Raw genomic sequence first — 17,218 nt, 5'->3', positions numbered from 1 at the left:
ACGTATATGCTATAGTAGGCTGGCAGGAGGAAGCAAATGCACATCGAAATTCAGGACAGGGATCAAAACATTATCAGACAGAGCGTCGACTGCGGCTATGGCTGCGCCTTGGTCCATCAGGCTGCCTACAATGAAGGAGACCAGATCGTCATCCATGTTCCCCAGGGCGGCCTCTATCAGATTCAACTTGATGAGACGCTGGGCAACCAGGTGGTCTACCTTGAGAAGGAAGCCCGCTATGCCATTCCCCTGCAGCCTGCACTGCGCACCTGCTATCCAGTCCAGGCTTTTCTAGGTTCGATGCACCTGCTTACCCTTGCAAAGGTGGAGCAAACCTGCCGAAGAAACCTCGCACTCAACCCGTACGACCATCATCACACCCAAGGAATATTCCCCCAGGCCAAGGCAAATGTGGAGACCCGCGGGGAGATGGTATTTGCAGCACGCAATGCGATTGACGGGAACTTTGCAAACCATAGCCATGGGAATTACCCGTTTGAGAGCTGGGGGATAAACCGCGACCCCAAAGCCGAGCTCACCCTCGATTTCGGCAGACCGGTGCGCATTGATGAGATCAGGCTCACCCTCCGTGCTGATTGGCCGCATGACAGCTGGTGGACCGAAGCCTCGGTTACCGATGATACAGGTGAGACCTATACCTTGGCACTACAGAAGGACGCCCTTCCACAACGCTTTCCGATCAAGGAAAAAGTGGTAACCAGCCTTACCTTGCATGACCTGAAGAAGGACGAGCGCGACCCGTCCCCCTTCCCGGCCCTCACCCAGATTGAAGTCTGGGGTGTCGAAGCCTAGGTAAATCGAAGCGTGCTCCTACCATCCTCCTCACACCAGAGGGGGAAATTGGTATTCCAGATGTTGTTGTACAGGTTGAAGTGAAAGACCCCGTCGTTTCGGGGCAGCTCATCATCAAAGCACAGCAGTTTGCGCTGACCAAGCGAAACCAACGGTGAATCAAGGTTCTCGATGAGAAGAGGCTTTGTTGCATGCTCATAGGCAAGGCCTTCAACAGCGTGAATACTGCGCGCCCCCTTCGATACCGTGGTGTCCAGAGGCAGCGATTGCCCGAGCTTTCGCATTCGCCAGGTTCCCCCCTCTTCAGTGTTGAGCCCTATTGAAAGCCACAAAGCCTCGGGAAGCCGCGTCGCCTCCTTTTCGTTCCAAGCAAGCGTAATCTCAACAAGGGTTCCTGCCTTGCTGAAGCAATACAGTATGTGTATATGCTTCGGAGCACCCCTGGGACTCTCTTCGTCAGCCTCAAGGCTCGCACGGATTTGTACGATATCCTTTGCATCACAGCGGACCAAATCCGTGAGCCGGGCCTTGCACAAGCGATGCTCGGGCGCAGGTTGCAAGGCCTCCATCCCCGGCTTTCCATAATCGGCAAGAATCCAATCCCTTCCTGACTCAAAGTTGCGGTTGTACTGATGATGGAACCGGTCGTAATCAGCGGAGCTGAAGCTCTCATAGCGGTACACGCCGATACCCTCCCCTTTGGCCATCTGTCTTCCCTCAGAGGTCAGAAGCGAGGATATGCTGCCGTCATCGGCAATGACCACCTGTACCGATCCAATCTGTATAGGGGTATTGGACGATAACCTATAAGCAGGTTTTTCTTTGCGATCGATTGAAGTATTCCGTGGTTTCAGACTATCAGGTGCTTGTTGGCGCAACAGAGGAGGAAGAGAAGCGATTGCCTGCTCGACATACGAGCGCTGCTCCTGATGGCTTGCAGAAAAGAGCGAGTACCTGCGCGTCTTTCGCCTTTGGTCCTGCTCACCGAAAATATGGGCATACTCTTTTTGGGCGAACGCCTCGATGAACCGGTAGGCGGGAGGCACCGCCGAAGCAGCGACTATATCCTGTTCCCTTGCCCGGTGAAAATCCTCGATTGCATAGTTGGTGTAATCGCCCAGGTACTTCTTGAAGTCCATGCCCCAGGTATGTTCGCAGATCATCAAGAGCCGATCCATGAAGCGGTCGTTGCCCAATACCTCGACGTTAGTCTGCGCCCAGGCTAGCAGGCGCTTGAGGCAGCTGACTTTGTAAGGATCGCTGCCGATACCATGAATCCAGGTATCCCCGATTTCTCCCTTCACAACTGGGAGTGTATGCTTGAACGGCAGGATTGCACGTGCGTAGGAACTAAGGTCGCTTGCCATAATGACCGAGCCGGGATACTTCTTCTCCAATTTCTCGAATACGGCATATACCTCCTCGGCTTTGGGAGGTCCTGCATTATCCGCGCTGTTTTCGATGACCAGTACATCCTCCAGTTCGCCGATGGGCTCGGATGAGCCGTAGGAGGCATCGTACTGAACAAGCACTTCTTCGCCGGTGGGAGCCCGCCAGACAAAAAGCGGAGGTACATCTGGCAAGGGAGACCCTCCATTCACTCCGATGTGAAGAAACTGCACCCCGGCCTTGGCAAGGAAAGGTACCAAGGCAAGGGTATGGCCCGGCACATCGGTCATTTTTGCAGCTATGGTAGTGTGGCCGAATCGTGCATCAAGGTTCTGTGATAAGGAGAGCGCGTATTCAACCAAAGGGCCGCTCATCAACTCGGTATGAGTGGTGAACGGCAGGGCGTGCCAGGTGATGTCGCCCGCCTCGACCGCGTCGACGAACAAGGCCTTCTCCTCAGGACCCGATGCCTCGAGGTAGTCCTTCACCAGCCAACTGCCGGTGGTCCACACCAAGCGTTCTTTTCCTCCCCTTCGTCGAAGCTGCTTTGCCACCTCGATCGCCTGAGGAATGAATTGCTTGTGATACCGTTCGATGGTTCTTGCAGCAAAATCAGTGAAACCAATGTCCAGATGTGTCTTGAAAACCACGTGTACGGTTTTGATCATACTTAGATTCTCTCCTTATGCTTGCATGAAGACAACAACGAAGGCATACTGCGTAAAGAGGATTTACCGTGGACACCGAACTGAACAAAGCTTCCAGGCGTTTGTCTGAGCTTCCCATCAGCATTGAACTTTCCGGCTTCACCATCGATGTGCAGTGGCTGCGCGTCATGCAGAAATCGGGGCAGTGGGAGATTGAACGTCATGCCCACTCCAGTTTTGAATTCCATATCATTGCCCGAGGCTCCTGCAAAGTCGCCACGGACACTCGTTCCTTCGTAGCCGAAGCGGGTAGCTTTTACCTTACCGCACCGGGTGTCTACCACCAGCAATGGTCCCGGTCCGAGGAGGATCTGGTCGAGTACAGCCTCGACTGCACCTTCCGCCCACGGAAAGAGAGCATCGGTTCTCCGAGCGAATGGGTAGAGCTTCATGAGTTCTTCCTCTCCTGTGCCTGTCTTCCCGTCAAGGACACCAGCGGTGTCATTGCACTGTTCGATCAAGCCCTCAACGAGGCGCTTGCCCTGAAACCCGGGTATTCGATAGTCATTCACTCCCTTGTTCCTTCCATACTGGTTGCCGCGGCCAGAAGCATGGGCTTAAGCAACAGCCTCACCACCACCAAAGAGAAAAGCAGGATGGATATGATCGCCGATTTCGTCGAGGACAATCTCTTCAGACCCATCAGTCCTGCCGATATCGCCGCCTTCATGAACCTGAGCGAGAAACAAGTTTCCCGTATTGTGTTTGCCTCGGAGGGATATTCGACCAAACGCTTCATCACCCTGGCAAAAATCGAGCAGGCCAAGAAAATGCTCACATCCACCTCATACTCCTTGGTTGAGATCTCCAAGGAACTGGGCTTTTCCACCACCAGTTACTTCAACACGGTTTTTCGAAAAACCGAGGGAGTAACCCCTGGTGCATATCGTGAGCAGATTCTGGAGAAGCTCGATATACATCATACCTAAATGTCCAAAAATTTACAAATAAAAAATTAACTTCTGACTGAAAATTCATAGTCTTATAACCTCTTTTTACTATATTGTATAGTTTTATTACTTTTAGTCATACCAAATAGTGTTAAAAATGTCTAAAAATTGAAATTCGTAAAACTTTTTATTTGTCTATTTTTTATAATCCATGGTATACTGCCCCTGCAAGGAGGGTGCGTTTGAACAACGTACGCTGCAGAGAGTCGAGACGAACGAATTAGGGAGCAGTATGAATACACCATTGGGAAGACAGCTCAAGAAATACCGAATATTCTACCTCATGTTCATCCCTGTAGCTATCTACTTCATCGTATTCACCTACTATCCATTCCTTCGCGGCCTTATCATGAGTTTCCAGGAGAACAGGCTCTTGGGTAATCGGCCGTTCTCAGGCCTTGCCAACTACCGGTTTGTCGTCAAGGACTCAAACTTCCTTGCAGCGGTCGCCAACTCGCTGATCATCGGCCTTTGGGACATGGTCCTCTACTTCCTCTTCTCCCTGGGTTTTGCTCTCATCCTCAACGAACTTGTCCAGCGAACGATCAAGCAGAGCATCCAGACCATCGCCTATATTCCCTATCTTTTCAGCTGGGCGGTCATCGGAGGCGTCTGGGTCCTTATCTTCGATCTGCAGGGCTTGGTCAACCAATTCCTCTCCCTATTCGGAACCGAACCCATCTTCTTTCTCGCGGACCCCGCCTATGCTCGTCCTCTGATCATCGCCATGGGGGTGTGGCGCTCCATGGGCTACTTCGCCCTGCTCTTTACGGTGGCAATCATGAATATCGAGGGTCAGCTCTATGAAGCTGCACGCATCGATGGGGCCTCGCGCTTGATGCAAATCCGCAAGATCATCCTCCCTTCCTTGATTCCCACCATGAAGACGATCATCGTGCTGCTCTCCATCGGTGTGCTCACCCACTTCGACGAAATCTACGTCATGGTCAATCCCGCCAACCGGAGGCTGATCAGCACCTTGCTTCTCTATGTGTATGAAACCGGTATTCTCAACTTCCAGACAGGAACTGCATCGGCAGGGGCGACCCTGGTGATGGCTGGCACCCTCTTGATCACCGGCCTGATGAGAAAGTTCATCGGCTACGACAAGGAGTAGACGATGAAAAATCGACTCAGCAAGAAAGACGATCTACCCCTTGCACTACGGTTGCTGAGCATCCTGCTGCTGGTCCTTGTCGTGGTGCTGATGGGACTTCCCATGCTCAACGTTCTTGCCGTCTCCCTCTCCACCCAAGCCAAAAGCGACTCCCCCGGTCTGGTGCTGCTTCCCGCTCCGCCCACCTTCGAAGGGTACACTTTCATTTGGAAGCACACAAACCTTCCCCGCCCCTTCTTCAACACCGTCTACGTCTCGGTGGTGGGAACGGTCCTGCATGTGCTGATGGCCTCTCTTGCCGGCTACATCCTCTGCCAAAGCAAGCTGCCGTTTCGCAAGGCGATGACAACCTTCATCCTGCTCACCATGACCGTACCTTATGAGCTTACGATGATCGGCATCTACGCAGTGAACAGGGACCTCGGGCTCACCAATACCTATACCGGCCTTATCGTCAACGGCATGGTCAGCGGTTTCAGCGTCTTTCTGATGCGCAACTACTTCCAGGCCATTCCCCTCTCCCTTGCAGAGTCGGCACGCATCGACGGATCGGGGGAATGGCGAATCTTCTCCTCCATCTACCTGCGTCTTTCGGTTTCCGGGTTGATGACCATCGGGACCCTTGAGTTGATCCGGCGCTGGAACAATATCACCATGACCATCACCCTCATCAGCGACATGAAGAAGTGGACGCTGCCGGTGGTTCTGCGCTTCATCCTGTTCGACCAGACTTCCACTTCGGGAACCAGCTATATTTTCGCCAATGCAAAAATGGCTGCGGTGGTGATGACCGCCCTTCCCTTGATCGTCCTGTACTTTTTCACCCAGTCATTCTTCTCAAGCGGAATTATGATCGGGTCCGTCAAGGAATGACACTCTTCTTGTACAGAAGAGACAAACGATATTACGTACCATGAATCCAAAAGGAGGATGCATATGAAACGTACTCGCGTATTGGTAATGTTGGTGGTGCTTCTGACCATCAGCCTCACGCTGTTCGCCCAAGGTCAGGTTGACAAGGCTGCGGTGGAGGTAAAGGTGCTGGCCGGAGTAACCGGCGGAAAGGATGACGCTGAGAACAAGTTGTTCGAAGAGGCCATGGAAAAAGGAACCGGTCTGAACATCACCTGGGAGAAGGTACCCTCCGGGTATGACCAGGTCCTGATGCAGAAGCTTGGAGCCGGTGAGCAGTACGACCTGATCTACCTCAACCAGTTCCAGATGTACACCCTGGGCAAACAAGGAGCATTGATGGACCTGACGGCCAGGATAGCAGCCTCGAAGGTCTATGCAGAAAACGTAGACAAGGCCGAACTTGAGAAAATCCAGTTCAACGGCAAGTACTACGCCGGCTTCAACAAGCTTGAGGTGTTCCCCTTGGTCAACGTCAACAAGGCCATCACCGACAAGGTGGGCATCGACTTGAGCAAGCTCTCCACCTTGGATGATTACTATCAGATGCTGAAAAAGGTGAAGACCTACATGGAGCAGACTGAAGGACGCAAGCCCTACTATCCGTTCTTCACCTACATGCCGGACATCTGGGATCTGCAGCCGTGGTTCAGCTCGGTCGGTCTCAGACGTGGTGTTTTTGTGGATGCAAACGGCAAAAAGTACGCCCCGTATGTCGATCCTAAGGCCAAGGTCGTCTGGGAATGGCTTGCCAAGCTTTATCGTGAAGGCTTGATGGATCCCACTTCCTTCACCGGAAAAACCGGCGACATGCGCTCCAAGATGTGGCAGAGTCAGGACATTGTCATGGACGTCGACTGGGCTGCTTGGACTGGTTTGTACAACAACAACGCCCGCACGGCAGGGACGTATCCTGCAAAGGTCAATGTAGTCGGACTTCCCGGGACCAAGGGGCCGAACGGCACGTACATGCTCGAACAGGGCGGAGCATCGCTGTGGGCGATTCCCGCCAACGCCAAGAATCCCGATGAAGCTTTCAAGATCATCGAGTACATGGCCACCAAGGAAGGAGCACTGTTGCTCTCAGCAGGCATCGAGGGACATGACTACAATCTCAAGGATGGAAAGATCGAATACACCGAAGCCGGAAAGGCCCACGCAAAGGACCACGGGGCTCCGTTCCCGATTTCCAAGCTTTTCGACCTTACCGTCCTGGGCGAGATGAACCCTGGTGTCTTGGAATCGGTATCGATCGGCAGGAGAGCCGATGTACAGGTTGCCCCGATGGGATATGCCAACGGAGAGCTGGACGCCCGCAAGTACTATGATATCATGTCCAAGTGGATGACCGAATGCGTGATGGGAAAAACCACCGCCGAGGCCGCCATGAAGGGTGCTGAGAACGAGCTGAGGACCAACAAGCTCATCGACTGATGATACGGTAGTATCAGATTCGGGCGCAGCAACTGCTGCGCCCTTCTTGCAGGAAACGACATGGAAGAGATTCGCTTGAGCAGGACCTATACCAGTGAAGAGCAGAAACAGTACCTTCGCATCCCCTTCGAGGTGGGAGAGAACATAGAGCGTATTGAGATATCATATGCTTATTTGCGCCATAAACAGCGGCAAACACCGTATGGAGAGGAGAAGAGGGAGATCAACATCATCGATCTGGGGCTGTTCGATGAGCAGGGGCAGCTTTGCGGCTGGTCAGGCTCAGAACGGCTTTCAGTCGTTGTCAGTGAACACAACAGTACTGCCGGGTACCGCCGGCTCCCGATACGAAGGGGAACCTGGCAGGTTGCCTTGGGAATTTATAAAGTTGAGACCAGCGTCGAGGTGCAGCTCACCATACGACTTGTTCCCAAACAGAGGCGTTGGCTGAAAGGCGACTTGCACATGCACACCCTCAACAGCGACGGCATCTACACCACAGATGAGGTCATCACCTATGCCAAGCATGCCAAGCTGGACTTCATAGCCCTCACCGACCACAACAATACCGAGCAGAACAAGGAAATCGGCAATCCTGACGGAATTACGGTAATCGCAGGGATGGAGTATACCAACTATGGCGGTCACGCAAACTTCTTCTTCACCGATGACGGAATCTTTACTGCAAACCCGCTCTCAAACACCTCGGAAGAGATGCAGGCCACCATCGCAGAGGCAAAGCGAAGAAATGCCATTGTCTCGCTCAACCACATCTGTGACACAGGCTGCCCTTGGGTTCTCGGTTTCGACATTCCCTACGACCTAATCGAGGTATGGAACGGCTTTATCAAGCCTTCAGACATGCAGGCGATCGCTTGGTGGCACCAACGATTGGCGGAAGGCCGTCATCTGGCTGCCGTCGGAGGCTCCGATACCCATCGTATCGAGCAGGGGCGCAGCCATGGAACGCCTACCACGTATGTGCATGCGCTCTCTTGTGCTCCCAAGGATATTCTGGATGCCTTGGTGCAAGGAAGGTCCTTCATAACGGCAACCGCCGATGGAGCCCGACTTGACCTCTATCTCGGCAGCTCAGGCCTTGGAGAAACCAGCCCTTGGAATGACGGGCTTGAAGGAGAGGCCTCGGTAGAACGGGCAAAGCAGGGTGACCGATTGACTCTTGTAAGTGACATGGGTATCGAAAAGAGTTGGAATGCCGAGTACGATGGCTCTCTAACCTTCATATTCCCGGTGGAAAGACGAAAATTCTACCGAATTGAGCTCTATCGAAAAACCCTTGGGATTGAGCTGCTGGCGGCTCTGACCAACCCAGTTTATCTCAATTGAGCGGTGGAATCACGCTCGACAAAGGTGAAGGGAAGGGCAATGCTCACCGGCAGCCCGTTCTTGCTGGTTATCAGGGAGTGCAACAGCGCTACCGACATCTGCCCCATTTCAACCAGCGGTTGACTGATGGTCGTCAGGCGGGGAACGGAGAACGAGGAGAGCTCGATGTTGTCAAATCCAACAACCGAAACGTCGCCGGGCACGCTCAGGTTGTGGTCGGCAAGAGCGCGGATTGAACCAAGGGCCAACTCATCGGTGATGGCAAACAATGCGGTAAAGTTGGTATTCGATTCCATCAGCTGGTTCAGGGCCAAAGCACCCCCTTCCATGTTGTAGGCATCGGCGAAGGCAACCTTTCTTTCATCGTATGCAATACCGGCCTGTTCCAGCGCCTTGCGGTACCCCAGCAGGCGTTGGGAGGAGAAGCTGTACTTCGTTCCTCCGATGCAGGCTATATCGCGATGACCGAGCTTGATCAGATAGCTGACCGCACGCAAGGCGGCTTCATCCTCACTGATATGTATCGAAGTAGCCTTCCACCCTTCCCGCTCAAAGGTGGCAAGTACAGTGGGAATATGATTATCTTCCAGATGATCACGGAACTCGGGCAATGCGACTTCGTGGAGGATGATGATTCCATCCAGGCGGTCGGCCTTCAGTCGCTTGAGACAAGCCAGCTCCCCATCCTCATCGGTGGAGGCAAAATAGAAGCTGGTATGGTAGCCGAACTGCTCCAGATGGTGTTCCACAATACTGAACAACTGACGCTGGAACATATTGAAGGTTCCCGGCATGACGATGCCGACGGTGGAAGTGTGTTTGCTGACCATATCGCGTGCGGCACGATTGGGGACATAGCCGGTCTGCTTGATCGCAGCAAGTATACGTTCACGCTTATCAGCCTTGACGTTGTCCTGCTGGTTGAGCACCCGTGAAACGGTGGAAACAGAAACCCCTGCTAATTTCGCTATGTCCTTGATACTTATCATGCATATCTCCCTCAAGCCAAGTGACTAATCAGTTGTCATCTTATCGCGTAAGACAACCCACTAACAAGGTATTTTCCCATTCATTTCATATCCATGATTGCCTTTACGGCTTTTTCGTAGCTTTCACTCGGACTTAGCTCGAAAGCAACCCAATTCCCATATCCCCGGCTCCTGAGATGGGAAAATACAGTCGTGTAATTAATCTCACCAGTACCCATCTCATGTCGACCGGGAACATCGGCTGCGTGAATATGGGCAATTAATGGCTGGAATCGATTAAAATTCGCAATAAGGTTACCAGTCTCAATCTGCATATGATACAAATCGTACAGCAATCTGATGGAAGGCGACCCAACAGACTCCACCACCAATGCTGCTTCTGCGAGGCTGTGAAGCAGGCAACCAGGATGATCAACCTGTATGTTCAGGGGCTCCAACACACAGGTAATGCCCGCTTTTTGCGCATAGGGGGAAAGAGCGGTAAGTGTTTTCGCCATGGATAGGAACAACCGATGAGAAGGAACTTTCTCATATGAATCAACCACTACCCCATTGTCGAGTGCGTTGGAGTGAAGTACCACCATGGAACACCCTATCTGTTCGGCAGCCTCGAATGAGGCTCTCGCATACTCAATGTAGGGCCGTGAATGGGTGTCATCGCAGAGCGCATACTCACAGCTGTCTCCGCTGATGCTGCTGATGCCCAAACCGAGCTCCTGACAAAGAAGGCCAATGGACCTCAAGTCCTTGTTCTCCCAGGACCAGAACTCAATACCGTCAAAGCCGGAGGCCTTGGCTGTCCTGATTCGATCTACAAACGACTCGTTTTTACAAAGCATTTCAATATTGGCAGAGAATCTCATCATACCTCCTCAATCTCCTGCCAACGTCGCGGCAGTGCAGCCTTCAGAACATCCAACGACTTCAGCACCCCTGTCAGTTGGTCCATTGTGCGGTCCTCCATCTCAAGGCTCACCGGGCCTGTATACCCTACCATGACCAATATGCTGAAGAACTCCTTCCACCACGACTCATCATGCCCATATCCAAGGGCGACATAGTTCCAACTCCTCTGTGCGAATTCCTCGATTCCCAAGGTATCGAGCAAGCCATCCGCCTCCCACAATCCTGCCTCAAACCGAACATCCTTGGCATGCACATGATAAATCATAGGGCCAAGAGAGCGGGCCATGGCCCTTGGATCGCCTCCCATCCAGAACAGGTGGCTTGGATCAAGATTCATACCCACGGTCGGGCCAATTTCAGAGCACAACATTTTCAGTGTGCGTGCATTGTAGACGAGTTGACATCCATGATTCTCCAACGCTATCCGATCGACCTGACAATCACGTGCACGCTTAACCAACTGTTTCCAATACGGCAGCAGGCAGTGCCGCCACTGATAGTCCAAGACAACCTCATTTTCCGGCGGCCAGCTGGTGGTAATCCAGTTAGGATGGGTATCACCACTTCCAGCACCGGGCAGACCGCTCATCATCACGACTTTAGCAACACCGAGCAATGGTGCAAGGGCAAAGGTTTTTTCTACTACGGTTGCATGTTCAGCCCCTAAAGCATTGGGGGCAAGTTGGTTCCCGCTGCAATTCAATGCTGCAAGGACAAGTCGGTGCTCCTTCAGTGTCCCTAGGTATGCTTGCCGTGCATCCCTGGACTGCAAAAGAAGATCCACATCAAGATGGGGAGCCGACGACCAATTCCCAGTGGCAATCTCCAACTGCTCGAATCCCAGTGCTTGTGCTGTTTTCACCATCCGCTCGAATGAAAGGGATGAAAGAGAATCTGTCATCAGGCACAGTGCATTCATATGATTTCTCCTTGATAGATGGATGGTTTTGCCATCGGTTCTATTGGACAGATTGTACCGGTGGTCAGAGAGTATCCAGCAATATTGGTAGTCAACAAGGCAAGATATCCATCCCATGCATCAGCACCCTGAAACGGTACCTTGGATGTGAGACTATGGACCCAATTCTGCATTTCCAATCGATATGAGTGAGCAAAATACGCCCTGAAATCATCACCAACGCAGCTGTATTGTTTCTGTTGCCTTCGAACTGTGACCAACTCGACTCCTGCCGTTGAGAGCACCCCCTCCTGACACACCACCTGAGCATTTACTTCATACCCATACGCTGCGTTGACATAAATTTCGGCTATGGCACGACTACCGTTTTCCATCAGCAAATTGACCACCAATAAGTCGCATGCCATCGCATCAAGACTTTCACGGGATCGTATGCCGTAGCAATAGACCTCTTTCGGGATAGAGCCGAGCAACCAGCATGCAGAGTCTACGTCGTGCCCGCCACTGTTGTTGAGTATGAAGGGACCGTCTGTATGATACATTGCCCGGGCATTCCTATGCTCCCCCTTGAACAAGAGAGGACGACCGAATCCACTATCGGCGAGCAGTTGTTTGAGAGCGGTGTGTCGGTTGTCGAATCGTCGATTGAACCCGACGCTTACCAACTTGATTCCAAGGCTCTCTTCCATTTGGAGAATACCCACAGCATCCTCAACAGTAGAGGCAAGTGGCTTTTCACAGAAAACTGGTTTCTTTTGTTCAAGGGCTGCCAGGACATAGGTACTGTGGGTAGCATCAGGACTTGCAATTACCAGCGCATCCACTTGGTCGATGAGGGTCATCGGATTGCTGAAACAGTCTAAACCCCCAAGGTCTTCTGCAAGACTTCTCATCCTGTTTTCATCCGTATCGCTTATTGCAGAAACCATCACCGAGGGGCAACTGCAACGGAGTGTCCGCACATGGCTCTCTCCCATGCTGCCGGTCCCTATGACGCCAACGGATAGTTTACGATTCATACGGTTCCCCTTTTGAGAAGGAAGGAGGGCTTTCCTTGAAAGCCCTCCTTCAACGATTGTCCTTAATTTTGAGATTCCAAGGCTGCCTTGGCATTCTCCTTGGTGATGATGTCTACACCGCTGTCAATACGCTTGTCGATCTTCTCACCCTTTGCGACCTTGATAGCATACTCAACACCCATATACCCCATCATTTCGGGTTTCTGGGCAACTGAGCCGAAGAGACCTCCAGCAAGGATGGATTCCAAGGCTCCCTTGTTTCCATCGGTGCCCATGACCAAAGCCTTGACGCCCGCCTGCTCAAGTGCACGCAGGGCTCCGAGCGCCATCTCATCGTTGGAGCAGAATACTGCATCAACGCTCTTATTGGCCTGCAGGATGTTCTGCATGGTTGTGTAGGCGCGTTCACGATCACTGTAACCAGGCTGGCGGGAGATAATTTGATACCCGGCTGCGGTAAAGGCTTCGAGAGCTCCATCAGCACGTTGTGTGGTCGAGGGGTTGCCCGGAGCACCTTCGATGATGACAGCACGTTTGCCCTTTCCCAGAACCTTGATCATAGCCTCTGCACCCAGCTTACCGGCTGTGTAGTTCTCTGTTCCGATGAACGTCACAAAATCGGTGAAGGTATCGGGCATCGGAGTGTCAACCAGAATGACGGGAATGCCTTTTGATTTAGCACTCATCAAAACGTTTACAGCGGTAGGGGGTTGGGATGGAGAGAAGACGAGAGCGGCAGGGTTGGAAGTCAGCACATCCTGCACCATGTTGATCTGCTGCTCGACTGCATCCTCGCTCGGAGGGCCAAGCTTGATCAGCTCAACGTCGAACTTGGCAGCTGCCTCCTCTGCACCGGCTACAACACGCTTCCAGTACTCACTGCTGAGAGTCTTGAGCACCATTGCGACCTTCATCTTCCCGCTTGCAGCGGCCTCTTCTCTGGTTCCCTGTGCGAAGAGATTTGCCGATACCAGAACTAGAACCAAGATCAGGACAAATACACTTACCTTTTTCATTTCTTCCTCCTTTTGGATAGTTAATGAAAACGCGAGATATAACCAGGGGAGCAAAGCTCCTCATTACGCCTACTTCGAAATGACAGCTTTCTTCTGTCGGATTACATCCAGATACACTGCCAGAATTATGACCACACCGATTGCAACGGTCTGCCAAGCGGAGTCGACGTTGAGCAGATTCAGACCGTTGCGAAGCACCGCGATGATGAGTACTCCGATGACCGTGTTGTAAATCTTTCCAACTCCTCCTGAAAAACTGGAACCTCCGATGATTACTGCTGCTATCGCATCGGTCTCGTAGTCCTGTCCGGCCAAGGGGTAGGCTGCATTCACCCGCCCTACCAAGACAATGCCCGCAAGAGCAGCCATGAACCCGCTGATGGTATAGACGATGCACAAGACCCGATCGACATTGATGCCGCTGAGCCGGCTTGCCTCCACGTTGCCTCCAACGGCGTAGATGTACCGACCAGTGGCGGTATGCGTCAAAAACAGGAACATGATTACATAGAGAACAATTACCAAAAGAACACTTGCAGGGACCGGTCCGATCGTTCGGCTTCCGAGGAATTGCACCGGTACGGCAAAGCCACTGATTGGTGCCGCCGCAGTAACGGCAAGTGAAAGCCCGCGAGCGATTTTCTGCGTACCCATGGTGGAAATGAAGGGATGTGGAAGCTTGAGCTTAGTGAGCAAAAGTCCGTTGATCAAACCCATGAGGCTGCCGACACCGAGACAGAGCAACATGGAGAGGAAAGAGTTGATTCCCATCTTTACTTGAAAAATGCCCATCATCATAATCGAAAGAGCGAGTATCGAACCAACCGAAAGGTCGATGCCCCCAGTCAGAATTGCAAGGAATAGGCCGATGGAGACTATGGCACTTACGGTTGCCTGACTGGTGACATTGCGTAGATTATCGATGGTGAGGAATCGCGGTGAAAGAACAGAGATGATTGCACACAAAATTATCAGACTCAGCAAAATCCCCAGACTTTTACGACCTTCGCTTTTTCGACGCTTCTTCTTCACCTCGTCTTTCACTTCCACGACATCACTCATTGCTCATCCTCCTTCTCGTTGGTCAAGCGAATCGGCTTTCCACGTACAAGCGATTGATTTGCAGCCTCGGCCAAACGTTGTGCATGGATTCCGTCCTCGACACCCACCGATGGCTGTCTGTTTTCCAACACATCAGATACGAATGCTTCAAGTTCCAGCCGATACGCCGTTTCAAACCGCTGGAGAAATCCAGGTACAGTGGGGACACAGACCCCCTCTGAGCGTAATGTTAAAAGCGAATCCTCCTCTAGCTTTCCTACAAAGAGAGCTCCCTGAGTGCAGACGATTTCGGTTCTGACATCATAGCCGTATTGGGAATTCCTACTGCCCTCCACAGTGGCGAGAAACCCGTTTGCAAAGGTGAGTGTGATGTCTACGTGATCGATATCACCCAGACTTCCCAGCTCTGGGTATCGTATTGCAGATCCCCGTGCATAGATTTCTGTTGCCTCACTCTTTGAGAACCATCGACACAGATCCAAGTCATGAACACAGAGGTCCATGACCAAACCACCGCTGGACTTTGCAAATGCCAAAGGGGGGCAACCGGGGTCACGGCTGACGGCACGAAGGGATATGGCGCTTCCCACATCTCCACGTTCAATTCTGTTCATCGCAGATGTGTATGCCGGGTCAAAACGACGCATGAACCCGAGTTGGAAAAAGGTTCTCTCCTTTGAAAGCATCGCTTGTATCTCGAGGGCTTCAGAAAGTTCCATTGACAGCGGTTTTTCACAGAAAATCGCTTTCTTGGCCTTAATGGCGCTCCTGACCATCGCAGTATGTGTGTTGGTTGAGCTGGCAATGACCACCGCGTCGATATCAGGTGCTTGAAGTAAGTCTTGATAGGAGGAATACGGCTTCACGTCGGAATGCAAATCAATGAATCGTCCAAGCTGTTCGTCATTTGTTTCGGAAACCGCCACCAATTGCGCCTGTGGGATTGTCGCTTTCAAATGAACAGCGTGCCTCCATCCCAATCGACCAAGACCAATCACTGCACAACGCAACCGCTCCATACTCCACCTCTTCTATGCTTTGATCCCCGATGCTGCGTACATGATTCGTTCTTGACTGAACTCATCGCGTGTCAGCTCACCGGTCAGCCGTCCTTCATGCATGACCAGGATTCGATCACTCATCCCCATGCACTCATCCATCTCGCTGCTGATCATAATCACTGCAGCACCGTTCTCCACCAGATTGTTGATCAGGTTGTACACTTCAATTTTTGCACCAACATCAATTCCTCGGGTGGGTTCGTCGAAAATGAAAATCTTTGCCTTAGTCATGAGCCACTTGGCAATGACTACTTTCTGCTGGTTGCCGCCGGAGAGTTGCCGGGTCAAAGTGAAAACCGAAGGAACTTTTATTCTCAGATCCTCAACCATCTTTTGTGTCGATTCCCGTATTCTCAACCGGTCCAGGAAGGGTTTATGGGTACGGAACTCCTTGAGGTTTACCAAGGTTGCGTTGAACTCCACTGATTGGAGTAGAACCAAGCCTTGGCCTTTGCGATCCTCAGTCAAGAAGGCGATGCCTGCGCGGATGGAATCCCTTGGATTCTTAATAGTCAAAGGCTTGCCATGAATGAACAACTGTCCACCATCCAGACGATCTGCACCGGTAAGCGCTCGCATTACTTCGGTGCGACCTGCCCCAACAAGACCTGAGAAGCCCAAAATCTCTCCTGCATGAACCGAGAAGCTGATACCTTCAAATATCCCTTCACGTTTCAAGTCGCGTGCCTCAAGCACCAACTCACCTCGATCGACAGGTTTCTTCGGATACTTATTACTGATATCCCGACCGACCATCAGCTTGATGATGTCGTCGACCGACACCTCGTTAATCTCCCTGTTCGCAACGACCTTTCCATCGCGCATCACCGTCACGGTATCGCAGATTGCCTTTACCTCTTCCAGTCGGTGGGAGATGAATATCATAGTTACTTTTTGCTGCTTCAACTTCTCTATGATCCTGAACAGCTCGCCTGTTTCTTTCTCACTCAAGCTTGCTGTCGGTTCATCCATGATGATCAATTTGGCATGGGAGTGAACCGCTTTGCAGATTTCAACCATCTGCCTGCGCCCGACGCCTAAATACCCGACAGGCGTATTGGGATTAATGTCCAATTCAAAGTCTGCAAGCAGGGAAGCAGCCTGTTCAAGTTGCGCTTTTCTATCGAGCAAAGAGTATTTTCGTTTCAGTTCTCGGCCGAGAAAGATATTCTCGGCTACGGTCATGTACGGCACCTGGTTCAGCTCTTGATAAATACAGGCTATACCGAGGTCCATTGCCTGATGAGGAGTGAGGGAGGTAAACGTTTCTTGGTCAAAGAATATCTCTCCGCCATCGGGGGCATGGGCGCCTGCAAGTACTTTGATCAAGGTCGACTTGCCCGCCCCGTTCTCACCAACCAGACCATGAACCTCACCCACCCGGACGTCCATGCTTACTTCATCCAAAGCAAGAACGCCGGGATAGCGCTTGGTTATCATTCGAAGCTCCAAGAGATGAGTATACTTGTCCACTTATCCCTCCTGTTCGAAGAAGCTAAGTTGCATTATCAGTAATATCTCAATGGGCGGCATCCATGTGGATACAACCTCTTAAACTCCTCATGACACTTGAAAAC

The 17,218-nt window shown here is 51.9% G+C and carries 15 protein-coding genes; 6 read left to right on the top strand and 9 right to left on the bottom strand.

What is annotated here, in order from left to right; all coding sequences use genetic code 11:
* The first annotated feature begins 36 nt into the window (after positions 1-36).
* Positions 37-813, top strand: a complete 777-nt coding sequence (locus MUG09_RS02930; protein ID WP_244773395.1) for a discoidin domain-containing protein — start codon at positions 37-39, stop codon at positions 811-813.
* Here MUG09_RS02930 and MUG09_RS02925 read toward each other — a convergent pair.
* Complete coding sequence (locus tag MUG09_RS02925) at positions 810-2,870, bottom strand: DUF5054 domain-containing protein (RefSeq protein WP_244773393.1); 2,061 nt, start codon at positions 2,868-2,870, stop codon at positions 810-812. The two genes, MUG09_RS02930 and MUG09_RS02925, sit on opposite strands and share 4 nt — an antisense overlap.
* Before the next feature lie 68 nt (positions 2,871-2,938).
* On the opposite strand from MUG09_RS02925, the gene MUG09_RS02920 reads away from it, so the two are divergent.
* From MUG09_RS02920 to MUG09_RS02900, 5 genes are all read left to right on the top strand, one after another.
* Positions 2,939-3,838: an AraC family transcriptional regulator gene (locus tag MUG09_RS02920; protein ID WP_244773391.1), complete on the top strand. Its 900-nt coding sequence runs from the start codon at positions 2,939-2,941 to the stop codon at positions 3,836-3,838.
* A 253-nt stretch (positions 3,839-4,091) separates the two neighbouring features.
* Complete coding sequence (locus tag MUG09_RS02915) at positions 4,092-4,976, top strand: ABC transporter permease subunit (protein ID WP_244773388.1); 885 nt, start codon at positions 4,092-4,094, stop codon at positions 4,974-4,976.
* A gap of 3 nt (positions 4,977-4,979) precedes the next feature.
* Positions 4,980-5,849 (top strand): carbohydrate ABC transporter permease, encoded by an 870-nt coding sequence (locus MUG09_RS02910; RefSeq protein WP_244773386.1) that lies wholly within the window; start codon positions 4,980-4,982, stop codon positions 5,847-5,849.
* 63 nt (positions 5,850-5,912) lie between these two features.
* Positions 5,913-7,322: an ABC transporter substrate-binding protein gene (locus MUG09_RS02905; RefSeq protein ID WP_244773385.1), complete on the top strand. Its 1,410-nt coding sequence runs from the start codon at positions 5,913-5,915 to the stop codon at positions 7,320-7,322.
* A gap of 60 nt (positions 7,323-7,382) precedes the next feature.
* Positions 7,383-8,669 (top strand): CehA/McbA family metallohydrolase, encoded by a 1,287-nt coding sequence (locus tag MUG09_RS02900; protein WP_244773380.1) that lies wholly within the window; start codon positions 7,383-7,385, stop codon positions 8,667-8,669.
* On the opposite strand, the gene MUG09_RS02895 is transcribed toward MUG09_RS02900, so the two are convergent.
* The 8 genes from MUG09_RS02895 to MUG09_RS02860 form a co-directional block, all read right to left on the bottom strand.
* On the bottom strand, positions 8,657-9,658 hold the full coding sequence (locus tag MUG09_RS02895; RefSeq protein ID WP_244773379.1) for a LacI family DNA-binding transcriptional regulator: 1,002 nt from the start codon (positions 9,656-9,658) through the stop codon (positions 8,657-8,659). The genes MUG09_RS02900 and MUG09_RS02895 overlap by 13 nt on opposite strands.
* 80 nt (positions 9,659-9,738) lie before the next feature.
* Positions 9,739-10,524, bottom strand: coding sequence for a TIM barrel protein (locus MUG09_RS02890; protein ID WP_244773378.1), 786 nt, complete (start codon positions 10,522-10,524; stop codon positions 9,739-9,741).
* Positions 10,521-11,483 carry a sugar phosphate isomerase/epimerase family protein gene (locus MUG09_RS02885; protein ID WP_244773377.1) on the bottom strand — a complete coding sequence of 321 codons (963 nt, stop codon included), beginning with the start codon at positions 11,481-11,483 and terminating at the stop codon, positions 10,521-10,523. Before MUG09_RS02885 ends, MUG09_RS02890 begins: the two co-directional genes overlap by 4 nt.
* Positions 11,480-12,502, bottom strand: a complete 1,023-nt coding sequence (locus MUG09_RS02880; protein ID WP_244773375.1) for a Gfo/Idh/MocA family oxidoreductase — start codon at positions 12,500-12,502, stop codon at positions 11,480-11,482. Before MUG09_RS02880 ends, MUG09_RS02885 begins: the two co-directional genes overlap by 4 nt.
* Before the next feature lie 62 nt (positions 12,503-12,564).
* Positions 12,565-13,518 carry a sugar ABC transporter substrate-binding protein gene (locus MUG09_RS02875; RefSeq protein ID WP_244773373.1) on the bottom strand — a complete coding sequence of 318 codons (954 nt, stop codon included), beginning with the start codon at positions 13,516-13,518 and terminating at the stop codon, positions 12,565-12,567.
* A 69-nt stretch (positions 13,519-13,587) separates the two neighbouring features.
* Positions 13,588-14,580 carry an ABC transporter permease gene (locus MUG09_RS02870; RefSeq protein WP_244773371.1) on the bottom strand — a complete coding sequence of 331 codons (993 nt, stop codon included), beginning with the start codon at positions 14,578-14,580 and terminating at the stop codon, positions 13,588-13,590.
* A complete protein-coding gene (locus MUG09_RS02865; protein ID WP_280529379.1) occupies positions 14,577-15,599 on the bottom strand; it encodes a Gfo/Idh/MocA family oxidoreductase in 1,023 nt (340 codons plus the stop codon). Before MUG09_RS02865 ends, MUG09_RS02870 begins: the two co-directional genes overlap by 4 nt.
* Before the next feature lie 12 nt (positions 15,600-15,611).
* A complete protein-coding gene (locus MUG09_RS02860; protein WP_244773368.1) occupies positions 15,612-17,114 on the bottom strand; it encodes a sugar ABC transporter ATP-binding protein in 1,503 nt (500 codons plus the stop codon).
* Positions 17,115-17,218 lie beyond the last annotated feature (104 nt).

It is taken from the genome of Sphaerochaeta associata, assembly GCF_022869165.1.
Classification (GTDB): Bacteria; Spirochaetota; Spirochaetia; order Sphaerochaetales; family Sphaerochaetaceae; genus Sphaerochaeta; species Sphaerochaeta associata.
The sequence above is the reverse complement of the archived record's forward strand: the minus strand, read 5'-3'. Positions and strand labels throughout refer to the sequence as shown.